Raw genomic sequence first — 19,126 nt, 5'->3', positions numbered from 1 at the left:
TTAACTCGCCAAATGGTAGGGTATCCTCGTTCCTAAGCTCTGCGAACAAATCTAAGGTTCGGAGCGCATGCAATTACATTCTAATTTCCCCATCATCGTCGCCAAATTTGGTGGCACGTCGGTCGCGAATTTTGAGGCGCTGCAACGCTGTGCTGATATTATTCAAGAAAACCCTTCCATTCGTTTAGTTGTCGTGAGTGCTGCCGCTGGGGTCACCAATCGTCTTGCCGAGCTTGCTGCCGGAGTTGTCGATGAAAGTGCACGAGCGCAGTTGCTCAGCGAGATTATGCAAATTCAGCATGCGATACAGGCGAAGCTTGAACCGGCACCTGAAGTGGCAGCTCAGGTTCGTGACTACCTCGTTAACATGGCTCAATTAAGTCAACAATTAGCTGAACAGCAAACCGAAGCGCAGCAAGATGAGTTGTTGGCACTGGGTGAACGCTGCTCGTCGTTGTTGTTAGCAGAAGTGCTACGTCAACGTGGTTGCACAGCGCGGGACTTTAACGCGTGTGACGTCATTCGAACGGATAGCCATTTCGGTCATGCAGAGCCGCGGCCAAAACGGATTGGTATGCTGGTTAATGAGCACCTAAGTGATTTACTGAATAACTATTGTGTCGTCACCCAAGGCTTTATCGGTGCTGATGCAGCTGGTCGAACGACGACGCTGGGGCGTGGTGGCTCGGATTATAGCGCCGCGCTATTTGCTGAAGCGCTCGACGCCCATGCGTTGCAGATTTGGACCGATGTGGATGGAATCTACACCTGTGACCCGCGGCAAGTTCCAACGGCGCGACCGATTACCGAAATTACGTTCGCTGAAGCCGCGGAAATGGCAACGTTTGGCGCTAAAATTTTGCATCCAGCAACGCTATTGCCAGCGCAACGCGCGCAGATTCCAGTGTTTGTTGGTTGCAGTCGGGAACCCGAGAAAGCAGGTACTTGGATTCGCCATCAAACCACGGAACGGCCCGTTTGCCGAGCGCTCAGCGTGCGCCGTGGACAGGTTCTCTTGACGGTGCGCAGCTTGAATATGCTGCATGCTCGCGGCTTTTTAGCCGAACTTTTTGCCATCCTTGCTCGGCACCGTATCTCGGTCGATTTGATTACCACCTCAGAAGTTTCGGTTGCCTTAACGCTCGACTCTACCGGTTCACATTCTTCTGGCAAGCGATTGGTAACGCCTGCGTTAATGGGTGAGTTAGAAGCTTTGTGCGAAGTAACAGTGGAAGACAATTTAGCCTTGATTGCTGTCATTGGCCATCAGCTATCAAATACGCCGAAAGTTGCCAGTCGTATTTTTTCCTGCATTGCCGACAGTAATATTCGCATGATCAGTCAAGGCGCAAGTCCAAATAACTTATGTTTTTTGGTGCGCGAAGCCGATGCGGCCGGCGTTCTACAAACCTTACATCAAGGTTTTCTAGAGTAACAACGCGGCCGTTGCGCTGTGCTATTCAGGCGCTACTGCAGCGGAAAGTCGTCAGGAAAAATAGCGTCGACCACATCGTCAAGTTCATCGTGTCGATGCGTGGCGTGAGTCGGCGCTGGCACTTGGTGAGCAGAACTTCTTTGTTTCACTCGCGCGGTTGCATCACCATAGCTGACATTGTAGTTACTGGCCGTCGATTTTGGTTCGGGTTCAGACGTCGTCGCTGGCTCGCTAGCAGCAGTGGCGACGGGTTCCGCTTCGACGATGTCATTGTCAACTTCTGCGTGAAAACGAAACGGTGGTAACAACGCTTGTTTTAAATAAAGGTTAATGAGCACGATTTCACCTTCATAGCGAGACTTGCTATCGCTACTAAAGCCGAAGGTAAAGCGAGCCTGCCAGCCAAGCTTAGGTTTTAAAGCCAAACGGCCACTGCTGCGGGCAATATCAAGAAATTGAACATTGTTTTTCTCGCAGACTTGCTCGGCGTGACGGCGTGCTTGCTCTTCCTGTAATCGCCACTGCCAAAATAAATAGCCAAGCAGAAATAAGCCAAGTAAGGCTAAGGCATCGAGCAGACCGGCGCTCATGCTTGGCTCCGCGTACGATTCGCGAGTTGCTGAAAGGCCAGTTGTAGTTCTGGAGCCAAATTCGGTTGACGGAACAAATTGAGTATCAGCCCGCGTAATTCAGGCAACATTACTAAGTCGCGAAAAATACCGACAAAGACAGCTTCGGACTCCGCCGCTAACGCGGTGAAATAAGCGTTTATGTTTGCCGTATTGGCCAATGCAGACCAGCAGCGCGCGCCTAAAGCGAGAAGAATATCCTGACGATCGGGCTCTTGATTCGGCAGTTTTTGCAGTAACTGCTGAACGACTTTTTGTGTCGTGTCCTGATGACTGAACGACGATAACAAACGCAAGCGACTGAGAATTACGTCGGTGTTCAGCTTGTTCGACTGCAGATGTGAGGCGAGTTCGTCGCGCCAGTGTTGTGCCAAAGCCTCAGGAATTTGTTGATGTTCAATGGCCTCGACGACGGCGTTTTGCAACGGTTCTGGCCAATCTTTGAAATCGTGCTTTAGGGTGTTGATGATGGCAGGGGAGTTCAAACGTCGGCAACTGACATCGTGAATGCCTTGGATACCAATATTTTGCCAAGCTTTTTCGCTATTGTTATGACGCCCTTGTTCACTTAACCAGGCCTCAGCATCTTCAAAATAAATCGAGGGTGGGTGGTTTAAGTCACGACTCACTTGCGCATGAAATGCAGCCCGACGCGCTTCGTCAGGTGTAAAGATATAGGGGTTCTGGGCGAGAATTTTTTCCTGTTCTTGAGCACTGTGCTGGCTTGTTTCGCTTTCGAGGGCGGCGACTACGATACTCAGAAAGTGCTGTCTTGCCGCATGTTGAAAGAGACCGCGTTCGTCGAGCGGTAAACGAATAAACCAAATGTACGGGTCATCTGCGCGCGTTGTATTCCAAAAGACCACACCAAGAAATGCTTGTTGTTGCCGCGGGTAGGGAAACGGGGTTTCGCCACGTTCAATGCGAGCGAATTCGTGCCTGTCGATCGGCTGTACGCGTCGACTCAAATCGTAAACTCGATAGCCAGTCGTCGCCGCATGACCGGAGCCGGCGACGGTAAGAAAATCACTGAGGGTGTCGATTGACTGCATGGTTTTCCGTTATAGTATGGTCTTTAATTCTTTGCGGTTATCATACCGCCCTCGGCATTTAGGTACAATCAAAGCAATGACAAAACCGCTAAGTATCGCTCAGCAAACACTGACCATTCTCGACGCGCTTGAGAACGAATTGAAATCACTGCAACTTTGGCAAAGTGAACCGCCGGCGCCGAGCGCGCTGCAGAGCAGCCAACCGTTTGCCAGTGACACCCTTGATTTTCACCAATGGTTGCAGTTTGTGCTGATTCCAACGTTGCAGACAATGATCGAACAACGCCAAGCGCTGCCGAATGCAATTGCCATAAGCCCGATGGCGATTGAAGTGTGGCGCGGAAGTTTACGCGATTATCGGCAAGTGATTCTGCAGTTAAAAGCGCTCGACGAATTGTTGGATGGTCATCATGCTCGACACTAAAGGTTTGATGCTCACGCAACAGTGGGTCGACCCGGTCAACGGACAAGAACGACCTGAATTAAATATCGTTTATCAAGACGATGCGATCGTTGTGATTGATAAGCCAGCGGGATTGCTGGTGCACAGAACCGCGTTAGCGCGCCGGGAAAAGTGGTTCGCCATGCAGCTGCTGCGCGACCAAATTGGCCAGCACGTTTTCCCCGTTCATCGCTTAGATCGACCGACATCGGGACTCATGGTATTCGCTTTAAGTGCCGAAATTGCAACTTTGATGGGTGACTTATTCACCGCAAAAAAAGTGAATAAGGTCTACCATGCGGTCGTTCGTGGTTATGTGCAAGGGCATGGTCGCATAGACTATCCGCTGAAAGAAGAGCTCGATAAAATTGCCGACAAACTCGCAGATCCAGATAAGGCTGCGCAGGAAGCGATCACCGATTACCTCTGTTTGGATCAGATTGAGTTGCCGTTTGCAGTCAGCAAAAAACATGCGACAAGCCGCTATTCATTGCTACAGTTATCTCCGAAAACCGGTCGTAAACATCAGCTGCGTCGACATCTAGCACATTTACGCCATCCGATTATTGGTGACACCAATCATGGCGATGGTCGCCAGAATAAATTCTTTCGCGAGCATTTTGGTATTCGTCGGCTTTTGTTGGCGGCAACACACCTCAGCTTCCCTCACCCTTTGAATAACGAACAGGTTTCGCTTGAGGTTCCGGTGCCTGAGTGTTTTAAGTGGCCGTTTCAGCAGAACGACGTTTAGCAACAAAAAAAGCCAGCAGGGTTGCTGGCTTTTTAGGCAATGCAAAGGCGTTATTCAGCGCTACGAAGCAGTTCGTTAATGCCAACTTTCGCCCGTGTTTTGGCGTCCACTTTTTTCACGATAATGGCCGCATAGAGTGAATGTGTACCGTCTTTTGCTGGTAATGAACCTGGCACAACGACCGAACCTGCCGGTACTCGACCATAATGGACTTCGCCGCTTTCCCGATCGAAAATACGCGTGCTTTGACCGATATAGACGCCCATTGAAATAACCGCGCCTTCTTCAACAATCACGCCTTCAACGATTTCAGAACGGGCGCCGATAAAACAATTATCTTCAATGATGGTTGGGTTCGCTTGCAGTGGCTCGAGAACACCGCCAATGCCGACGCCACCGGATAAATGCACGTTTTTACCAATCTGCGCACAAGAACCAACAGTCGCCCAGGTGTCGATCATGGAACCGCTGTCAACAAAGGCACCAATGTTCACGTAGGACGGCATCACGACGACATTTTTGCCAACAAATGCGCCGCGACGCACCATGGCTGGTGGCACAATACGCACGCCATCGCGAGCGAAATCGGCAGCACTATAGTCGGCATATTTACTTGGGACCTTGTCATAAAAATTGGTTTCACCGCCGGCCATCAAGACGTTGTCATTGAGACGAAACGATAACAGAACGGCTTTTTTCACCCATTCATGCACAACCCAAGCGCCATCAATTTTCTCGGCGACGCGGAGACTGCCGTTGTCTAAGCGCGCAAGCACTTCAGCGACCGCCGCACGAACGTCAGTCGGTGCCGAACTCGGACTTAGTTCTTGACGGTTTTCAAAAGCTTGCTCAATAACCTGTTGTAGTGCACTCATGTTGGACCTTCCAGTTTCTATCTATTCAATTTTGTTCAAGAGCGGCAATAATAGCCTTTTTTAACGTGTTGCGCTCGAATTCTGTCAAGGCTTGTTGTTGATTCGACGCAACGATAAAAAGATCTTCAGCTTGTTCGCCAACGGTGGTTATTTTTGCGGCAACAAGATTAATGTTCAGCTCTTGGAAAACATGCGCAATGCGCGCAATGAGTCCCGGCCGATCAAGTGCAATTAACTCGAACGTGGTGCGTCGCGCATTCTTCAAATTGATAAATTTCACGCTTGTCCGCACATCGAAGTTACGCAGGCGGCGAGACAAAGTGCGCTGCGTGCTGGGCACTTTTCTTCGTTTTCGAAGCACGTCGTGCAGGTGTTGATGGAGCTCTTCAATCCGGCGTGCTTCCGACAAAGGCAAACCATCACGCTGCAATACGATGAAGGTGTCCATGACGTAACCATCGCGCGTATTCAGAATCTGCGCATCATGAATACTCAGTTGCTCACTATCAAGGACGGCAGCAACTTTTGCGAAGAGGTGGCTCTCTTCGTGATGATAAATAAAGAGTTCAGTCGTTCCCGTGTTGTTTTCATCGCCAATCAAAACCAACGGCAGCTGATGCTCTTGCACGTGCATGATGTTTTGTGAGTGCCAAGCGATTTGCTCGGGCGTATGGCGGAAAAAGTAGTCGGCGGTGAAACGACCCCATAATTGGTTTATATCGGCGACACTGAAGCCAGCACTTAGGAGTAACCCCATCGCGAGCTGACGGTTGTTTTGCACACGCTGACGCACATCAAAGGTCTTCTGATCTTTTTGTTGGAGTAACTCAGTGGTCGCTCGATAGAGTTCCTCTAAAAGCGTGCCTTTCCAATTATTCCAAAGGTTGGAATTTGTCGCGCGAATATCTGCGACGGTTAAGCAATACAGGTAATCGAGTCGTTCTTGGCTGGCACAGGCCTTGGCAAACGTTGCAATCACTTCAGGGTCATAGATATCTCGTTTTTGCGCGGTAACCGACATCAAGAGATGTTGTTCGACTAGCCATGCAATCAAATCGGTGGCGTGATCATTTAACTGATGTTGCTGGCCAAACTGGCGAGCGTCTTCGGCACCAAGTTGCGAGTGGTCGCCGCCACGACCTTTGGCGATATCATGGAAGATACCAGCTAGATAGAGCCATTCCGGATGTTCCATGGCGTCAATTAAGCTGCTTGCTAAAGGAAACTCTTCACTATCTTGATGACTTAATTTGTACAAGTTACGCACCAATCGAAAGGTGTGTTCATCGACGGTGTATGCGTGAAACAAATCAAATTGCATTTGTCCGACGATCTGATCCCAAGCAGGAAGATAACGGGCCATGATGCCGTAACGATGCATCAGCTCAAAGGCGTAGGCAAAACTATTTGGATGTTCGATCAACTGCATAAAGCGTTGCCGGCAGTGCTCATGTTCAATGAGATAGCCGTCGAGTTCCCGCCGTGCGTTGCGTAACAATCGAATGGTATGCGAATGAACACTGGTAATTTGCGGATGTTCGGCAATGAGCAAGAAAAAGTCGAGTATGCGCTGGGGCTGTTGAAAAGCATCGTCATGGCGAGCAACGATTTGCCAGCGTACTGATGACGAATCGTGTGTCTTCGATTCAAGCGGCAAATAAGCAAAGTCGGCACTGAGTGCGGTCGGTTGCGCGAGCGTCATCGGCCCTAATATGGCTTGCTCAAAGAACTGTAAGAGCATTCGGTTGAGTTCGCCAACGCGCAAAACCACTTTGAAGAAGTCTTTCATCATGCGTTCGACGGCATGTTTTACGGAAAAATTCTCACCTTGTTCGTTATGCGCGTAGCCGAGCATTTGTGCGACATCCGGCTGAAAATCAAAAAGCAGCCGATCTTCGCTTTTCCCAGCAACAAGATGCAAGGCAAACCGAATACGCCAGAGAAATTCAGTGCATTCTTTTAATTCGATAAATTCTTCGGCAGTGATGAAGTTAAACTCAACTAAGCTCTCGTCATTCTGCGTATTGAAATGCTGTTTGGCGATCCAGCTAATGGTTTGAATGTCACGCAATCCGCCCGGTGAAGCTTTGATATTGGGCTCAAGATTATAAGCGGTACCGTGGTAATGCAGGTGGCGCTCTACCTGTTCCGCTTTTTTTGCTTGATAAAAATCACGACTTGACCATGGAAAATCATGATGAAGTCGCAACTCGAGCTGTTCAGTTAAAACTGGGCTACCAGCGAGTAATCGATGTTCGATTAAACTTGTGGCAATGGTGATATCGTCGGCTGCATGTGAAAAGCACTCGTCGAGAGAGCGCACCGAATGACCAATTTGAATACGTAAGTCCCAAAGCAGGGTGATAAATCGAGAGATTTGCTCTTGCAGGTCGGGCTTGATGTCCTCATGAACAAGGAATAAAAGATCGATATCCGAGTGCGGATGCAGAACACCGCGGCCATAGCCTCCGACGGCGATCAACGCGCAGGCGTTAGCGTCAAATGAAAAACGTTGCCACAGCGCTTTGAGTAGTTGGTCAAAAAAGTCAGCACGAGCAGCAACGAGTGATTCGATATCAGCATGGAGAAATTGCTCTTTTGACCATTCGTCAAACGCATGAAGCTGCTGACGCCAGTCTGCAGCTTCATGGGCATGCACCGGCCACTGCGGAACGAAACTCATGAATGGCGAATGACCCTTGGTAATTCTTCATCAGCACGTAACGTGAGTACCTCAACGCCATCGTCAGTGACTAATAACGTGTGCTCCCACTGTGCGCTGAGACTGCGATCTTTAGTGAGCACAGTCCAACCGTCGCTTAAAATCTTGGTTTGTCGCTTGCCAGCGTTAATCATCGGCTCAATCGTCAAGCACATGCCTGCCTGCAAGGTTTCACCTGTGCCTTTGCGGCCGTAGTGAAGGACTTGTGGCTCTTCATGAAACTCGTCACCGATACCATGACCGCAAAACTCGCGGACAATGGAATAGCCAAAGCTTTCGCCGTATTGCTGTATTTCGGCACCGATATCACCGAGTCGCACACCGGGTTTGACCATTTTAATGGCTCGGTAGAGCGCTTCTTGTGTCACCTTGACTAATCGTTTGGCTAAAATTGACCCTTCACCAACGATAAACATCTTACTGGTGTCACCGTGATAACCGTCTTTGCGCACAGTCACGTCGATATTAATAATGTCACCGTCCTTTAACGGCTTGTCGTTCGGAATACCATGACAAACACAATGGTTGACCGACGTGCAGATGGATTTCGGGAAACCGTGATAATTTAGCGGGGCTGGGTAAGCATCATGAGCGACGATGTAATCGTGACAAATCGTATTCAGTTCGTCCGTGGTGATACCCGCTTTGACATGCGCTGTGATCATGTCGAGCACATCAGCTGCTAATTGGCCAGCAACGCGCATTTTTTCAATTTCTTCTGGGGTCTTTATCTTAATCGCCATTCAAATTCACCAAGCTTGTCGTTTTGTCTTGCATAGTCTACTGCAGGAAAGAGTCACTAGTTTACCAGAAACTTTTGCCTTGTTGTAAGTTGTTGAATTGACGTGGCTCTACCTTGAAAATATGTTTTTTTATTGATGCCAACGTGATAGCGACAGGAATGTCGCCAAGGTGGCGATAACCGACAGTGAAAGCCCCCGAAAACATTGCATCGGTGGCTGGTTCTGTGGCATAATTCGCGCCGCTAATGCTGCATGTAAGCTTGTAAACTCCAATGTTTCGTTGGTTTTAGTAAGCTAATATGCTGAAAATTAAGCGAAATTATCTTAAATAACACACACATATCGACACATGAGTGCGGGGTGCTTGGGTTTTGCCCGGGTCGCAACATGGGATATGTGGAGGCCTAACCCCTTATAAAGGAAATTTATCATGGCAAACGTGTCAATGCGTGACATGCTCAAAGCTGGTGTCCACTTCGGTCACCAAACTCGCTTCTGGAACCCTAAGATGAAGCCATTCATCTTCGGTGCTCGCAACAAGATTCATATCATTAACTTGGAAACCACAGTGCCAATGTTTAACAAAGCGTTGGACTTTTTGCAGCACACAGCTGCAAATGGCGGGAAAATCCTCTTTGTTGGTACGAAACGCGCTGCTTCTGAGCAAGTAAAAACCGCTGCTGTTGCTTCTAACCAATTCTACGTTAACCACCGTTGGTTAGGTGGTATGTTGACGAACTGGAAAACCGTACGTCAATCAATCAAGCGTCTGAAAGACTTAGAAGTACAAAGCCAAGACGGTACCTTCGAAAAGCTCACCAAGAAAGAAGCGCTCATGAACACGCGCGAAATGGAAAAGCTTGAGAAGAGCCTTGGCGGTATCAAGAACATGGGCGGCTTGCCTGACGCAATCTTCGTTATCGACGCTGATCACGAACACATTGCTATCAAAGAAGCGAACAACCTAGGAATTCCTGTTGTTGCTGTTGTTGATACAAACTCTTCACCTGACGGTGTTGATTATGTAATTCCAGGTAACGATGACGCCATCCGTGCGATTCAGTGCTACCTGAATGCAGCAGTAGCTGCAATCAACGAAGGCCGTCAAAAGGGTGGTGCAGAAATCACCCCAGCTGACGATTTTGTTGAAGCTGCGGAAGAAAGCGCAGAGTAAGACCCAACAAAAACGGCCTGACAACAGGCCGTTTTTGAAGAGCTTAATAAAAGTTTCGCGGGGTCCGGTAATGACCGGGCCAGACATGAATCCTGAACACAGAGGATAGTATCATGGCAATTACAGCCGCAATGGTTAAAGAACTGCGTGAGCGTACTGGCGCAGGTATGATGGATTGTAAAAAAGCACTTGAAGAAGCGAACGGTGACATTGAGTTAGCGATCGAGAACATGCGTAAAAGCGGTCAAGCGAAAGCAGCGAAAAAAGCTGGCCGTATCGCAGCTGAAGGTGTGATTTTAGTTAAAACTGAAGGTAACGTTGCAACTGCAGTTGAACTTAACTGTGAAACTGACTTCGTTGCTCGTGACGCAAGCTTCTTAGCGATGGGTGATCAGATCATCAATGCTGCGTTTGCAAACAAAGACAACAGCGTTGAAGCACTGAACGATCGTCAAATCGACGGTGGTACAGTTGAAGAAGTGCGCTCAACTTTAGTTGCTAAGATTGGTGAAAACATGACGGTTCGTCGTGTTGTGACCATCGAAGGTGGCGACGTTGCTGCTTCTTACGTTCACAGTGGCCGCATTGGTGTGTTAGTGCTGTTGAATGGCGGTAACGAAGAGCTAGGTAAAGACGTTGCGATGCACGTTGCAGCGAGTAACCCACAGTTCGTGAAGCCAGAAGACGTGGCTGAAGAAGTGATTGCAAAAGAGCGTGAGATTCAAATCGACATCGCTATGCAGTCTGGTAAGCCAAAAGAAATCGCTGAGAAAATGGTTGAAGGCCGGATGAAGAAATTCACTGGTGAAATCAGCTTAACGGGTCAACCATTTGTTAAAGATCCTTCAAAGTCAGTGGGCGAGCTTTTAAAAGAAGCTGGTGCTGACGTGATTACTTTTGTCCGTTTCGAAGTGGGTGAAGGTATTGAGAAGAAGTCTGAAGACTTTGCAGCAGAAGTGCAGGCTCAGGTAGCAGCGGCGAAGAAAGGTTAATTCGCTGTGGCTCTTATGCCTTTGCCTAGTGCATGCTAGAATCGACCGCGCTATGCTGTTGCAGCAGGCGCGGTTTTTTTTGACCTCAGAACGGAAGCCAAACAATGAGTACAAATCCTAAACCTAGTTATCGACGCATTCTATTGAAACTCAGCGGTGAAGCACTCATGGGTGATGAGCCTTTTGGGATTGACGCCAAAGTTCTTGATCGTATGGCCCAAGAAATTAAAGAAATTCTTGAACTTGGTGTGCAAGTAGGCCTTGTGATTGGTGGTGGTAATTTATTCCGCGGTGAGGGGTTAGCGAAAGCGGGCATGAACCGTGTGGTCGGCGATCATATGGGCATGTTAGCGACGGTGATGAATGGTTTGGCCATGCGTGACGCATTGCACCGTACTTATGTTAACGCCAGACTAATGTCAGCCATTGAGCTCGCTGGTGTTTGCGATAGTTATAACTGGGCAGAAGCAATTAGCTTGCTAAAATCTGGCCGGGTGGTTATTTTCTCAGCCGGTACAGGTAATCCGTTTTTTACTACGGACTCAGCTGCCTGCCTACGCGGTATCGAAATTGAAGCTGAAGTCGTTCTGAAAGCAACCAAGGTCGATGGTGTTTATAGTGATGATCCGGTCAAAAATCCGGAAGCGACTAAATATGACCAACTCGACTACTCCGACGTTTTAAGAAAAGAATTAAAGGTCATGGATTTAGCTGCATTTACCTTGGCTCGCGATCATGGATTGCCTATTCGCGTATTTAACATGAATAAGCCAGGTGCATTGAAAGCCGTGATTATGGGCGAAGATGAAGGTACACTGATTACCCATCTCGACAAAGTAAACGAATAAGCAAACGATTAATTGAATGAGGATCAGCACGTGATCAATGAAATTATTGCCGACGCGAAAGCACGAATGAACAAAAGTGTTGAAGCTTTAGCGACGCAAATGTCGAAAATTCGCACAGGTCGTGCACATCCAAGTATTTTAGACGGGATTATGGTGCCTTATTATGGCGCTGACACACCGCTCAAGCAGCTTGCTAACATTACGATTGAAGACTCACGCACGTTAGCGGTTACGGTTTTCGACAAAAGTTCGTCAGGCGCAGTTGAAAAAGCCATTTTAACCTCTGACTTAGGCTTAAACCCAGCTGGCGCTGGCTCAGTCATTCGCGTGCCATTGCCACCATTAACGGAAGAACGTCGCCGTGACCTCGTTAAAGTGGTTCGCCATGAAGCGGAGCAAGGACGTGTGGCGATTCGTAATATTCGTCGTGACGCCAATAGCGATATCAAAGAATTGTTGAAAGAAAAGGAAATCACCGAGGACGACGATCGTCGTGCGCAAGAAGGGATCCAGAAACTTACCGATGAATTTGTGAAGAAAGTTGATGAACTTTTAGCGGCAAAAGAAGCCGAATTGATGGAAGTTTAATCACTCATCGTTCACCCTCATTGGAGGATAACGCCGTGTTGGGTATACTTGCGCGGCGTTAATTTTTTCGGGACCTATCATGACAGGGAATGCTGCAGACATTCAATCGATTCAATTACCGCGCCATGTAGCCATTATCATGGATGGAAATGGCCGCTGGGCTACCCAACGAGGTAAACGGCGCACGTACGGTCATCGAGCCGGGGCTCAGGCTGTCCGCAGTGCAATTGCTTTTGCTCGCCGTAACGGCATAGAGGCATTGACGTTATTTGCTTTTAGCAGTGAGAATTGGGGCAGACCGGCTCATGAAGTATCTGTACTGATGGAACTCTTCATGGGCGTACTAAAACGCGAAGTGCCTGATTTGTTGGCGAATGATATTCGCTTACGAGTGATTGGGGACACGTCAAGATTCAGCAAGCGTTTGCAAAAGAATATCGAAATAGCTGAGCAACACACGGCAGAGTGTCGAACGTTATCGTTAAATATTGCCGCAAATTACGGTGGTCGGTGGGATATTACCCAAGCTGCAAAGCAGGTGTTTAAAGAGATGCAAGCAGGACGCTTGACACTCGATGAGGTTGCTGAAGATGATTTAGCGCGACATTTACAACTTGCCGATGGTCCTGCGCCGGACCTCTTGATTCGAACAGGCGGAGACCTCAGAATAAGTAACTTTCTGCTTTGGCAATTAGCCTACGCAGAATTATATTTTACCGAAGTATTGTGGCCTGATTTTACTGAGCTCACATTTGCTGACGCGATTAATTCTTTTGTTAAACGCGAACGACGCTTCGGACTGACCAGCGCACAAATACAACAATTAGCTGGTTCAGGGGATTTGCAAGAGGATTGATTTTGCTGAAACAACGTATTCTAACTGCGATAGTGCTGATTCCATTGGCACTTGGTGTTATTTTTTTATTGCCGTTGCATTGGTTTGGGCTCGCCGTTTTATTGGTTATGGCACTCGCTGCATGGGAGTGGTGTCCGTTAATGGGGGTTTGTACTAACCGCGGTAAGTTAACCTACACCGTATTCATTATGGCACTGATTGGCCTGTCTTATTGGCTGACTCCGCTTGAATCAATTTGGCAATCGGATAGTCTGCACCCCTTCATTTATAGTTTAATTGCGATTGGCACACTGTGGTGGCTGATTGCAATCGTGTTGATTTTGAACTTCCCACGGAGCAAAGCTGTTTGGCAACGAAGTCGAATTTTTGTCGGACTCATTGGTGTTTTGATGCTGTTACCGGCATGGGCTGGTTTAATGGCTTTACGTGCGAAAGGGTATGACAGCGAACCACTGACGGGAGCGTTTTGGGTACTCTTTGTCTTTTGTCTGGTCTGGGCAGCCGATGTTGGCGCATATTTTAGTGGCAAACAATTCGGTAAACATAAACTAATGCCTAATGTGTCACCCGGGAAAACGCTGGAAGGCTTGGTCGGTGGCCTACTATTGTCACTGGTGGTGATGTTTTTGGTGGCTGAATATACCGACTTTATTGCAGTACACAGCCTTCCGTACTATTTGGTAGGTACGGTGACCGTTTTGGTTTCAGTGTTCGGTGATCTTAACGAAAGCATGTTTAAACGTTGCGTTGGCGTTAAAGATAGTGGTTCACTGCTGCCTGGACATGGCGGTATTTTGGATCGCATCGATTCGTTAACCTCTGCGTTACCCGTATTCCTGCTCGGCTATCTTTGGTTCGTGCACTGATGAGTGGAGAAAGAGACGCCCCAATGCAAGTCTGTGTTCTGGGAGCGACCGGCTCAATCGGAAAAAATACCCTTGCGGTCATGGCCCTGCATCCTGAGCGCTTTCAATTGTTTGCCGTGTCGGCGTTTCAAAACATCGATGGGTTGGCGGAAATTTGTCGAGAGCACCAGCCGAATTATGCGGTTGTGCCGACGGATGCAGCAGCTGATGCGCTCAAGTCGCAGCTGCCGATTAGCGTTAAGACTGAGGTTTTGGTTGGCGAAGAGCATCTATCAACCGTAAGCTCGGCGCCGGAAGTGGATGTCGTCATGGCTGCGATCGTTGGCGCTGCTGGCTTATTGCCAACATTGGCGGCGGTACAGGCGGGTAAACGGGTTTTATTGGCGAACAAAGAAGCATTGGTCATGAGTGGCCAACTCTTTATTGACGCGGTGCGCAAGTCTGGTGCCGAATTATTGCCGGTTGATAGCGAGCATAATGCAATCTTCCAAGCCCTACCGAGTGCAGCGCAGCAGCACTGTCACAGTATGGATGCCGCTGAACATGGCATCGAGAAAATTTTATTGACGGGCTCCGGTGGACCGTTTCGCGATTTACCGTTAGCAACGTTAGCGACACAAAGCCCGGAAGCGGCTTGTCGCCATCCGAACTGGTCAATGGGCCGAAAGATATCGGTCGATTCAGCGACCATGCTGAACAAAGGTCTCGAATATATCGAAGCGCGCTGGTTATTTAATTGCAGTCGTGATCAGCTCGACGTCGTGGTGCACCCGCAAAGTGTGATTCATTCCATGGTTCAGTATGTCGATGGGTCGGTGATCGCACAACTTGGCCAGCCCGATATGCGCACGCCAATAGCCTACGCACTTGGCTATCCATTGCGTTTTGACAGTGGTGTTGCGAGCCTTGATTTTAGTCAAATGATGGATCTAACCTTTCGACCTGCGGAAGCGGAACGCTATCCCTGTTTGCAACTTGCGATTGATGCGTGTTGGTCAGGGCAGGCGGCGACAACAACATTGAACGCAGCCAATGAAATAGCGGTAGACGCGTTTTTGGATAAACGTATTACCTTTGCCATGATCAGTGAAGTCTGCGCAGCTACGCTCGATAATGCGCAACTTTCTGAATTAACAACACTCGAAGCCATATTAGCGTGCGATCACGCTGCGCGTGATTTCGCGTCCCGTTGGATCGAGAGGAGAGGACACTAGTGGAACAGTTGTTATGGTCGATTGGCGGCTTTATTGTTGCGCTTGGGTTGGTCGTTACATTCCATGAATTTGGACACTTTTGGGTTGCGCGTCGTTGCGGCGTTAAAGTACTCACTTTTTCCATTGGCTTCGGTAAACCGATTTATCAATGGCGCGGGAAAGACGGCACGGACTATCAAGTTGCTGCTATTCCGCTCGGTGGCTATGTGCGGATGTTGGATCACGACGTTGATCCGGTGAACACAGCTGATGAAATGCAACAGAGTTTTCGCGCGAAGTCGGTGGGGCAGCGATTTGCCATTGTTTTGGCAGGCCCTGTAGCAAACTTTATTTTTGCCATTGTCGCCTTGTGGTTCATGTTGATGATTGGCATGCCCGCGGTGAAACCTATTGTCGGCGCGGTCACTCCCGAGTCTATTGCGGGCGAGGCCGGCGTCCCCGTGGGAAGTGAGATTATTGCGGTGGATCAACGCCGTGTTCGCGACTGGCAAGATGTTAATTTGGCCCTTGTACGGCGCATTGGTGATGCAGAAACTGTACTGACTGTGCGCGACAGCGCTGGGATGACAAGCGATATTACGTTACCCTTAGGGCAGTGGCAGTTTAACCCCGACCGCGACTCGACTATTGCGAGTTTAGGAATGGATGTCTATCGCCCTGAAATTACAAATGAAATCGCATGGATCGAAGATTCTAGCCCCGCTGCAGAGGCTGATTTACGGCTCGGTGATAAAATTGTTGGAATCGACGGAACTCATGGGGCGAATTGGGAACAAATAAGAAGCTTTATTGCCGAGCGCCCGCAACAAGACCTGCAATTGACAGTGTTACGCGAAGGACGCGAACTAGAACTCTTAGTTCGAACAGGTACTCGGGATGGCATCGGTTATTTAGGTATTTCAACGTACCAAGAGCCGTATCCAGAAGAATATCGATTTACCTTACAGTATGGACCAATAGCGGCCTTCACTGGTGGTGTAGATCGAACGTGGCAGCTCATGGGTTTAACCATGAGTATGCTGAAAAAATTAGTGACCGGGGACGTCTCGGTAAGTAACTTAAGTGGCCCAGTTGGTATCGCACAAGGTGCCGGAGCGCACGCAAGCTATGGCCTTGTCTACTTTTTAAGCTTTATGGCTTTAATTAGTGTCAGTTTGGGCATTCTTAACTTGCTACCGATTCCGATGCTCGATGGCGGTCACTTATTATTTTATATTGTGGAGTGGGTGCGCGGTAAGCCTGTTCCAGAGCAAGTACAAGAATTAAGTTTTCGGGCAGGGCTACTCATTTTGATGACGTTGCTGGTGATTACGCTATTCAACGACATCGGCAGGCTCTTTGCTTAATGAAATTTTCTAACAATAAGACGTGTTGCATGACATTTAAAAAGCTGTTTTTCGGAGCTGTACTGGCAGGGACTGGTCTAACTGTTCAAGCCACAGAAACATTTGTTGTCGATGATATTCAAATTCGTGGGCTTCAGCGGGTTGGTCTAGGTGCCGCATTAACCTACGTTCCTTTGCGAGCCGGGGATGAAGCGAATCCTCAGCGAATTCGTCAAATAATTCACGAGTTATATTCTTCGGCTCATTTTGATGATATTCGTGTTTATCGTGATGGCGACTCTTTAGTGATTCGCGTGACTGAACGCCCAACTATTAGTGAAATTCGACTCGACGGCAATAAGGATCTAAAAGACGATCAACTGCTGGATAGTTTACGTACGAGCGGAATTGCGGTAGGTGAGTCGCTCGACCGTACGATGATCAAGCAACTTGAAAAGAATCTCGAAGATTTTTATCACAGTGTCGGTAAATACAATGCCCGCGTTCGTATTCGTGTCGTAAATTTGCCACGAAATCGAGTCGAGTTGCGTTTCAACTTTACGGAAGGTAGCGCTGCTCAGATTGAACAAATTAACGTGGTGGGTTCGGAAGCCTTTGGCCGCGAAGATATTGTTGATTTGATGGACTTGCGCGATTCATTGCCGTGGTGGAATCTATTTGGTAAACGTAATTACCAGCAACAACAGTTGCAAGGTGATCTCGAAAATATTGAGTCCTTCTACCGCAACCAAGGCTATCTGCGCTTTGACATCGAGTCAGTGCAAGTGGCGATTACACCTGAGTTGGAAGGTATTTATATTACCTTGAACTTCCAAGAAGGTGCGCAGTACAACATCGAAGACACCGGCGTTATTGCTGAAATACGCGATGACGAGGAATTTCTTGCTGAGTTCGTTCGAGCACTTGACGGACGTCGTTATAGCCAAGCGGAAATTACCAGCATCGAAGAAGGGATCAAACGTTACTATGCGCGTTTAGGTTATGCCTACACCGAAGTACGAACGATTCCGGAAATCAATGACGATGATTTGATGGTTAAACTGACTTTCGCCGTTGACCCAGGTCAGCGTGTCTATGTGCGTCGAGTCATGTTCGAAGGTAACGATGCAACCCGCGACGAAGTATTGCGTCGGGAGATGCGTCAGATCGAAGGTGCTTGGTTGAATGAACAAGCGGTGGAGAACTCGAAAGTTCGCTTAGAACGTTTAGGTTATTTTGAGACCGTCGACGTTGATACTGTGCGTGTGCCGGGACAAGAAGATCAAGTTGACCTGGTGTTCCGAGTGAAAGAACAACCGTCAGGACAAATTAGTGCGGGTATTGGTTACGGTGACTTTGCCGGACTGAGCTTGAACGCCTCAATTTCACAAGACAACTTCCTTGGTAGCGGTAACCGTGTTTCCTTTGGTGTCGATACCAACAAATATTCACGTAACGTTCAGCTGCAATATATCGACAATTACTTTACTGACGATGGTGTCAGTTTGGGTGGATCGGTTTTCTATCAAGATTTCGATGCTCGCCAAGCGAACTTGCAACAATACAACCAGCGTTCTTGGGGAGTTGCGGGAGATATCGGCTTCCCAGTCAACGAATATAACCGCTTAAACTTTGGTGGTGGCTATACGAGTACGGGTATCACGCAGTTGAATCCATACGAGCAGGTGCGCACCTTCTATGAAAAATATAGTGATCCGAATAACCCGGGTTCGGCACTGAATTTTGAAACCTATAATCTGTCAGCGGCATGGTCGCGAGTAACGCTCAACCGAGGCATGTTCCCGACTGCGGGCTCAACCAATCAGTTGTCAGGAAAAATTACTATTCCTGGAAGCGATTTACAGTACTTCCGTTTGGATTACCGGTTCCGTCACTATAAACCGTTAGATCGCGATCACAACTTCGTGTTTCTCACGCGTTTTAATGCGGGATACGGGAATGGTTATGGGAGTGACGACGGCGTTGATTACACTTTGCCGTTTTGGGAAAACTTCTATGGCGGTGGTGCAGATAACTTGCGTGGTTTTGAAACCAACCGTTCGGGACCACGCGGAATTATTCGTCGACCGACCGTCATTTCTGGTCCACCGGATGCAAGCGGTAACCCGACTCAAATCACACTAGGGCCAGAGTACGATCAAATCGAAGTGGCGCGTTTTGCCTCTGTAGGTGGTAACGCATCGATGACGGGCGGCATTGAATTGATTGTACCAACACCTTTGTTGGGTGAAGAAGCAACACGTTCGGTCCGTACCAGTCTGTTCGTCGATGTGGGTGTTGTGTGGGATACCGAGTTTAATTACAACGCCTATAGTCAGTTGACCAAAGTCGGTGATACACCGTTTTGGGATTACAGCAGTCCGAAGAACTATCAGGCGTCTTACGGTGTCTCAGTGCAGTGGTTATCGCCTATGGGTGTGTTAACCTTCAGCTTGGGTTTCCCATTGAAGTCGTTGGATAACTCGTTAGAAGACCGTTTTACCTTTAATATTGGTACATCTTTCTAAAATGCCGTTGCGCGGCATGGAGGGTGTAAAGTAGAGTAGTACCTGCATGTTTTGCAGTTGCAATTTATGCGTTAAACTGACCGGAA

General features: G+C 48.4%; 17 protein-coding genes. 12 read left to right on the top strand and 5 right to left on the bottom strand.

All coding sequences use genetic code 11. The features are described 5' to 3' along the window. The first annotated feature begins 67 nt into the window (after positions 1-67). The gene (gene lysC / locus LAT77_RS01035) at positions 68-1,435 is read left to right on the top strand and encodes a lysine-sensitive aspartokinase 3 (protein WP_290562676.1); all 1,368 of its coding nucleotides are present in this window, start codon (positions 68-70) and stop codon (positions 1,433-1,435) included. 32 nt (positions 1,436-1,467) lie between these two features. Here the strand turns inward: lysC and LAT77_RS01030 are convergent, their stop codons facing one another. After that, positions 1,468-2,025 carry a DUF3301 domain-containing protein gene (locus tag LAT77_RS01030; RefSeq protein WP_290562675.1) on the bottom strand — a complete coding sequence of 186 codons (558 nt, stop codon included), beginning with the start codon at positions 2,023-2,025 and terminating at the stop codon, positions 1,468-1,470. Next, complete coding sequence (locus tag LAT77_RS01025; RefSeq protein ID WP_290562674.1) at positions 2,022-3,116, bottom strand: DUF3549 family protein; 1,095 nt, start codon at positions 3,114-3,116, stop codon at positions 2,022-2,024. Before LAT77_RS01025 ends, LAT77_RS01030 begins: the two co-directional genes overlap by 4 nt. A gap of 76 nt (positions 3,117-3,192) precedes the next feature. On the opposite strand from LAT77_RS01025, the gene LAT77_RS01020 reads away from it, so the two are divergent. Further along, the gene (locus LAT77_RS01020) at positions 3,193-3,540 is read left to right on the top strand and encodes a YqcC family protein (RefSeq protein ID WP_290562673.1); all 348 of its coding nucleotides are present in this window, start codon (positions 3,193-3,195) and stop codon (positions 3,538-3,540) included. Positions 3,541-3,547: 7 nt separating this feature from the next. Continuing rightward, complete coding sequence (gene truC / locus LAT77_RS01015; protein ID WP_290562834.1) at positions 3,548-4,309, top strand: tRNA pseudouridine(65) synthase TruC; 762 nt, start codon at positions 3,548-3,550, stop codon at positions 4,307-4,309. Between the two features lie 50 nt (positions 4,310-4,359). Here truC and dapD read toward each other — a convergent pair whose 3' ends face one another. Genes dapD through map form a run of 3 tightly spaced genes read right to left on the bottom strand, consistent with a single transcriptional unit; the run spans position 4,360 to position 8,649 of the window. Next, positions 4,360-5,184, bottom strand: coding sequence for a 2,3,4,5-tetrahydropyridine-2,6-dicarboxylate N-succinyltransferase (gene dapD, locus LAT77_RS01010; protein ID WP_290562672.1), 825 nt, complete (start codon positions 5,182-5,184; stop codon positions 4,360-4,362). A gap of 25 nt (positions 5,185-5,209) precedes the next feature. Then, positions 5,210-7,867, bottom strand: a complete 2,658-nt coding sequence (glnD, locus tag LAT77_RS01005; protein WP_290562671.1) for a [protein-PII] uridylyltransferase — start codon at positions 7,865-7,867, stop codon at positions 5,210-5,212. After that, positions 7,864-8,649 carry a type I methionyl aminopeptidase gene (map, locus tag LAT77_RS01000; protein ID WP_290562670.1) on the bottom strand — a complete coding sequence of 262 codons (786 nt, stop codon included), beginning with the start codon at positions 8,647-8,649 and terminating at the stop codon, positions 7,864-7,866. Before map ends, glnD begins: the two co-directional genes overlap by 4 nt. A gap of 430 nt (positions 8,650-9,079) precedes the next feature. Between map and rpsB the strand changes: the two genes are divergently transcribed. From rpsB to bamA, 9 genes are all read left to right on the top strand, one after another. Next, the gene (rpsB, locus tag LAT77_RS00995; RefSeq protein WP_290562669.1) at positions 9,080-9,823 is read left to right on the top strand and encodes a 30S ribosomal protein S2; all 744 of its coding nucleotides are present in this window, start codon (positions 9,080-9,082) and stop codon (positions 9,821-9,823) included. 113 nt (positions 9,824-9,936) lie between these two features. After that, complete coding sequence (gene tsf, locus LAT77_RS00990) at positions 9,937-10,815, top strand: translation elongation factor Ts (RefSeq protein ID WP_290562668.1); 879 nt, start codon at positions 9,937-9,939, stop codon at positions 10,813-10,815. Positions 10,816-10,919: 104 nt separating this feature from the next. Further along, positions 10,920-11,663, top strand: a complete 744-nt coding sequence (pyrH, locus tag LAT77_RS00985) for a UMP kinase (RefSeq protein WP_290562667.1) — start codon at positions 10,920-10,922, stop codon at positions 11,661-11,663. A 30-nt stretch (positions 11,664-11,693) separates the two neighbouring features. Continuing rightward, the gene (frr, locus tag LAT77_RS00980; RefSeq protein ID WP_290562666.1) at positions 11,694-12,251 is read left to right on the top strand and encodes a ribosome recycling factor; all 558 of its coding nucleotides are present in this window, start codon (positions 11,694-11,696) and stop codon (positions 12,249-12,251) included. Between the two features lie 79 nt (positions 12,252-12,330). After that, positions 12,331-13,107 (top strand): polyprenyl diphosphate synthase, encoded by a 777-nt coding sequence (uppS, locus tag LAT77_RS00975; RefSeq protein ID WP_290562665.1) that lies wholly within the window; start codon positions 12,331-12,333, stop codon positions 13,105-13,107. A 2-nt stretch (positions 13,108-13,109) separates the two neighbouring features. Further along, positions 13,110-13,973, top strand: coding sequence for a phosphatidate cytidylyltransferase (locus LAT77_RS00970; RefSeq protein WP_290562664.1), 864 nt, complete (start codon positions 13,110-13,112; stop codon positions 13,971-13,973). A 23-nt stretch (positions 13,974-13,996) separates the two neighbouring features. Next, entirely contained in the window at positions 13,997-15,187 is a 1,191-nt protein-coding gene (ispC, locus tag LAT77_RS00965) for a 1-deoxy-D-xylulose-5-phosphate reductoisomerase (protein ID WP_290562833.1), read from the top strand. Then, on the top strand, positions 15,187-16,533 hold the full coding sequence (rseP, locus tag LAT77_RS00960; protein WP_290562663.1) for a sigma E protease regulator RseP: 1,347 nt from the start codon (positions 15,187-15,189) through the stop codon (positions 16,531-16,533). The genes ispC and rseP overlap by 1 nt, the downstream gene beginning before the upstream one ends. Before the next feature lie 29 nt (positions 16,534-16,562). After that, the gene (bamA, locus tag LAT77_RS00955; protein ID WP_290562662.1) at positions 16,563-19,040 is read left to right on the top strand and encodes an outer membrane protein assembly factor BamA; all 2,478 of its coding nucleotides are present in this window, start codon (positions 16,563-16,565) and stop codon (positions 19,038-19,040) included. Positions 19,041-19,126: the final 86 nt, after the last annotated feature.

Source organism: Aliidiomarina sp., from assembly GCF_022565475.1.
In the GTDB taxonomy this organism is placed as follows: domain Bacteria; phylum Pseudomonadota; class Gammaproteobacteria; order Enterobacterales; family Alteromonadaceae; genus Aliidiomarina.
The sequence above is the reverse complement of the archived record's forward strand: the minus strand, read 5'-3'. Positions and strand labels throughout refer to the sequence as shown.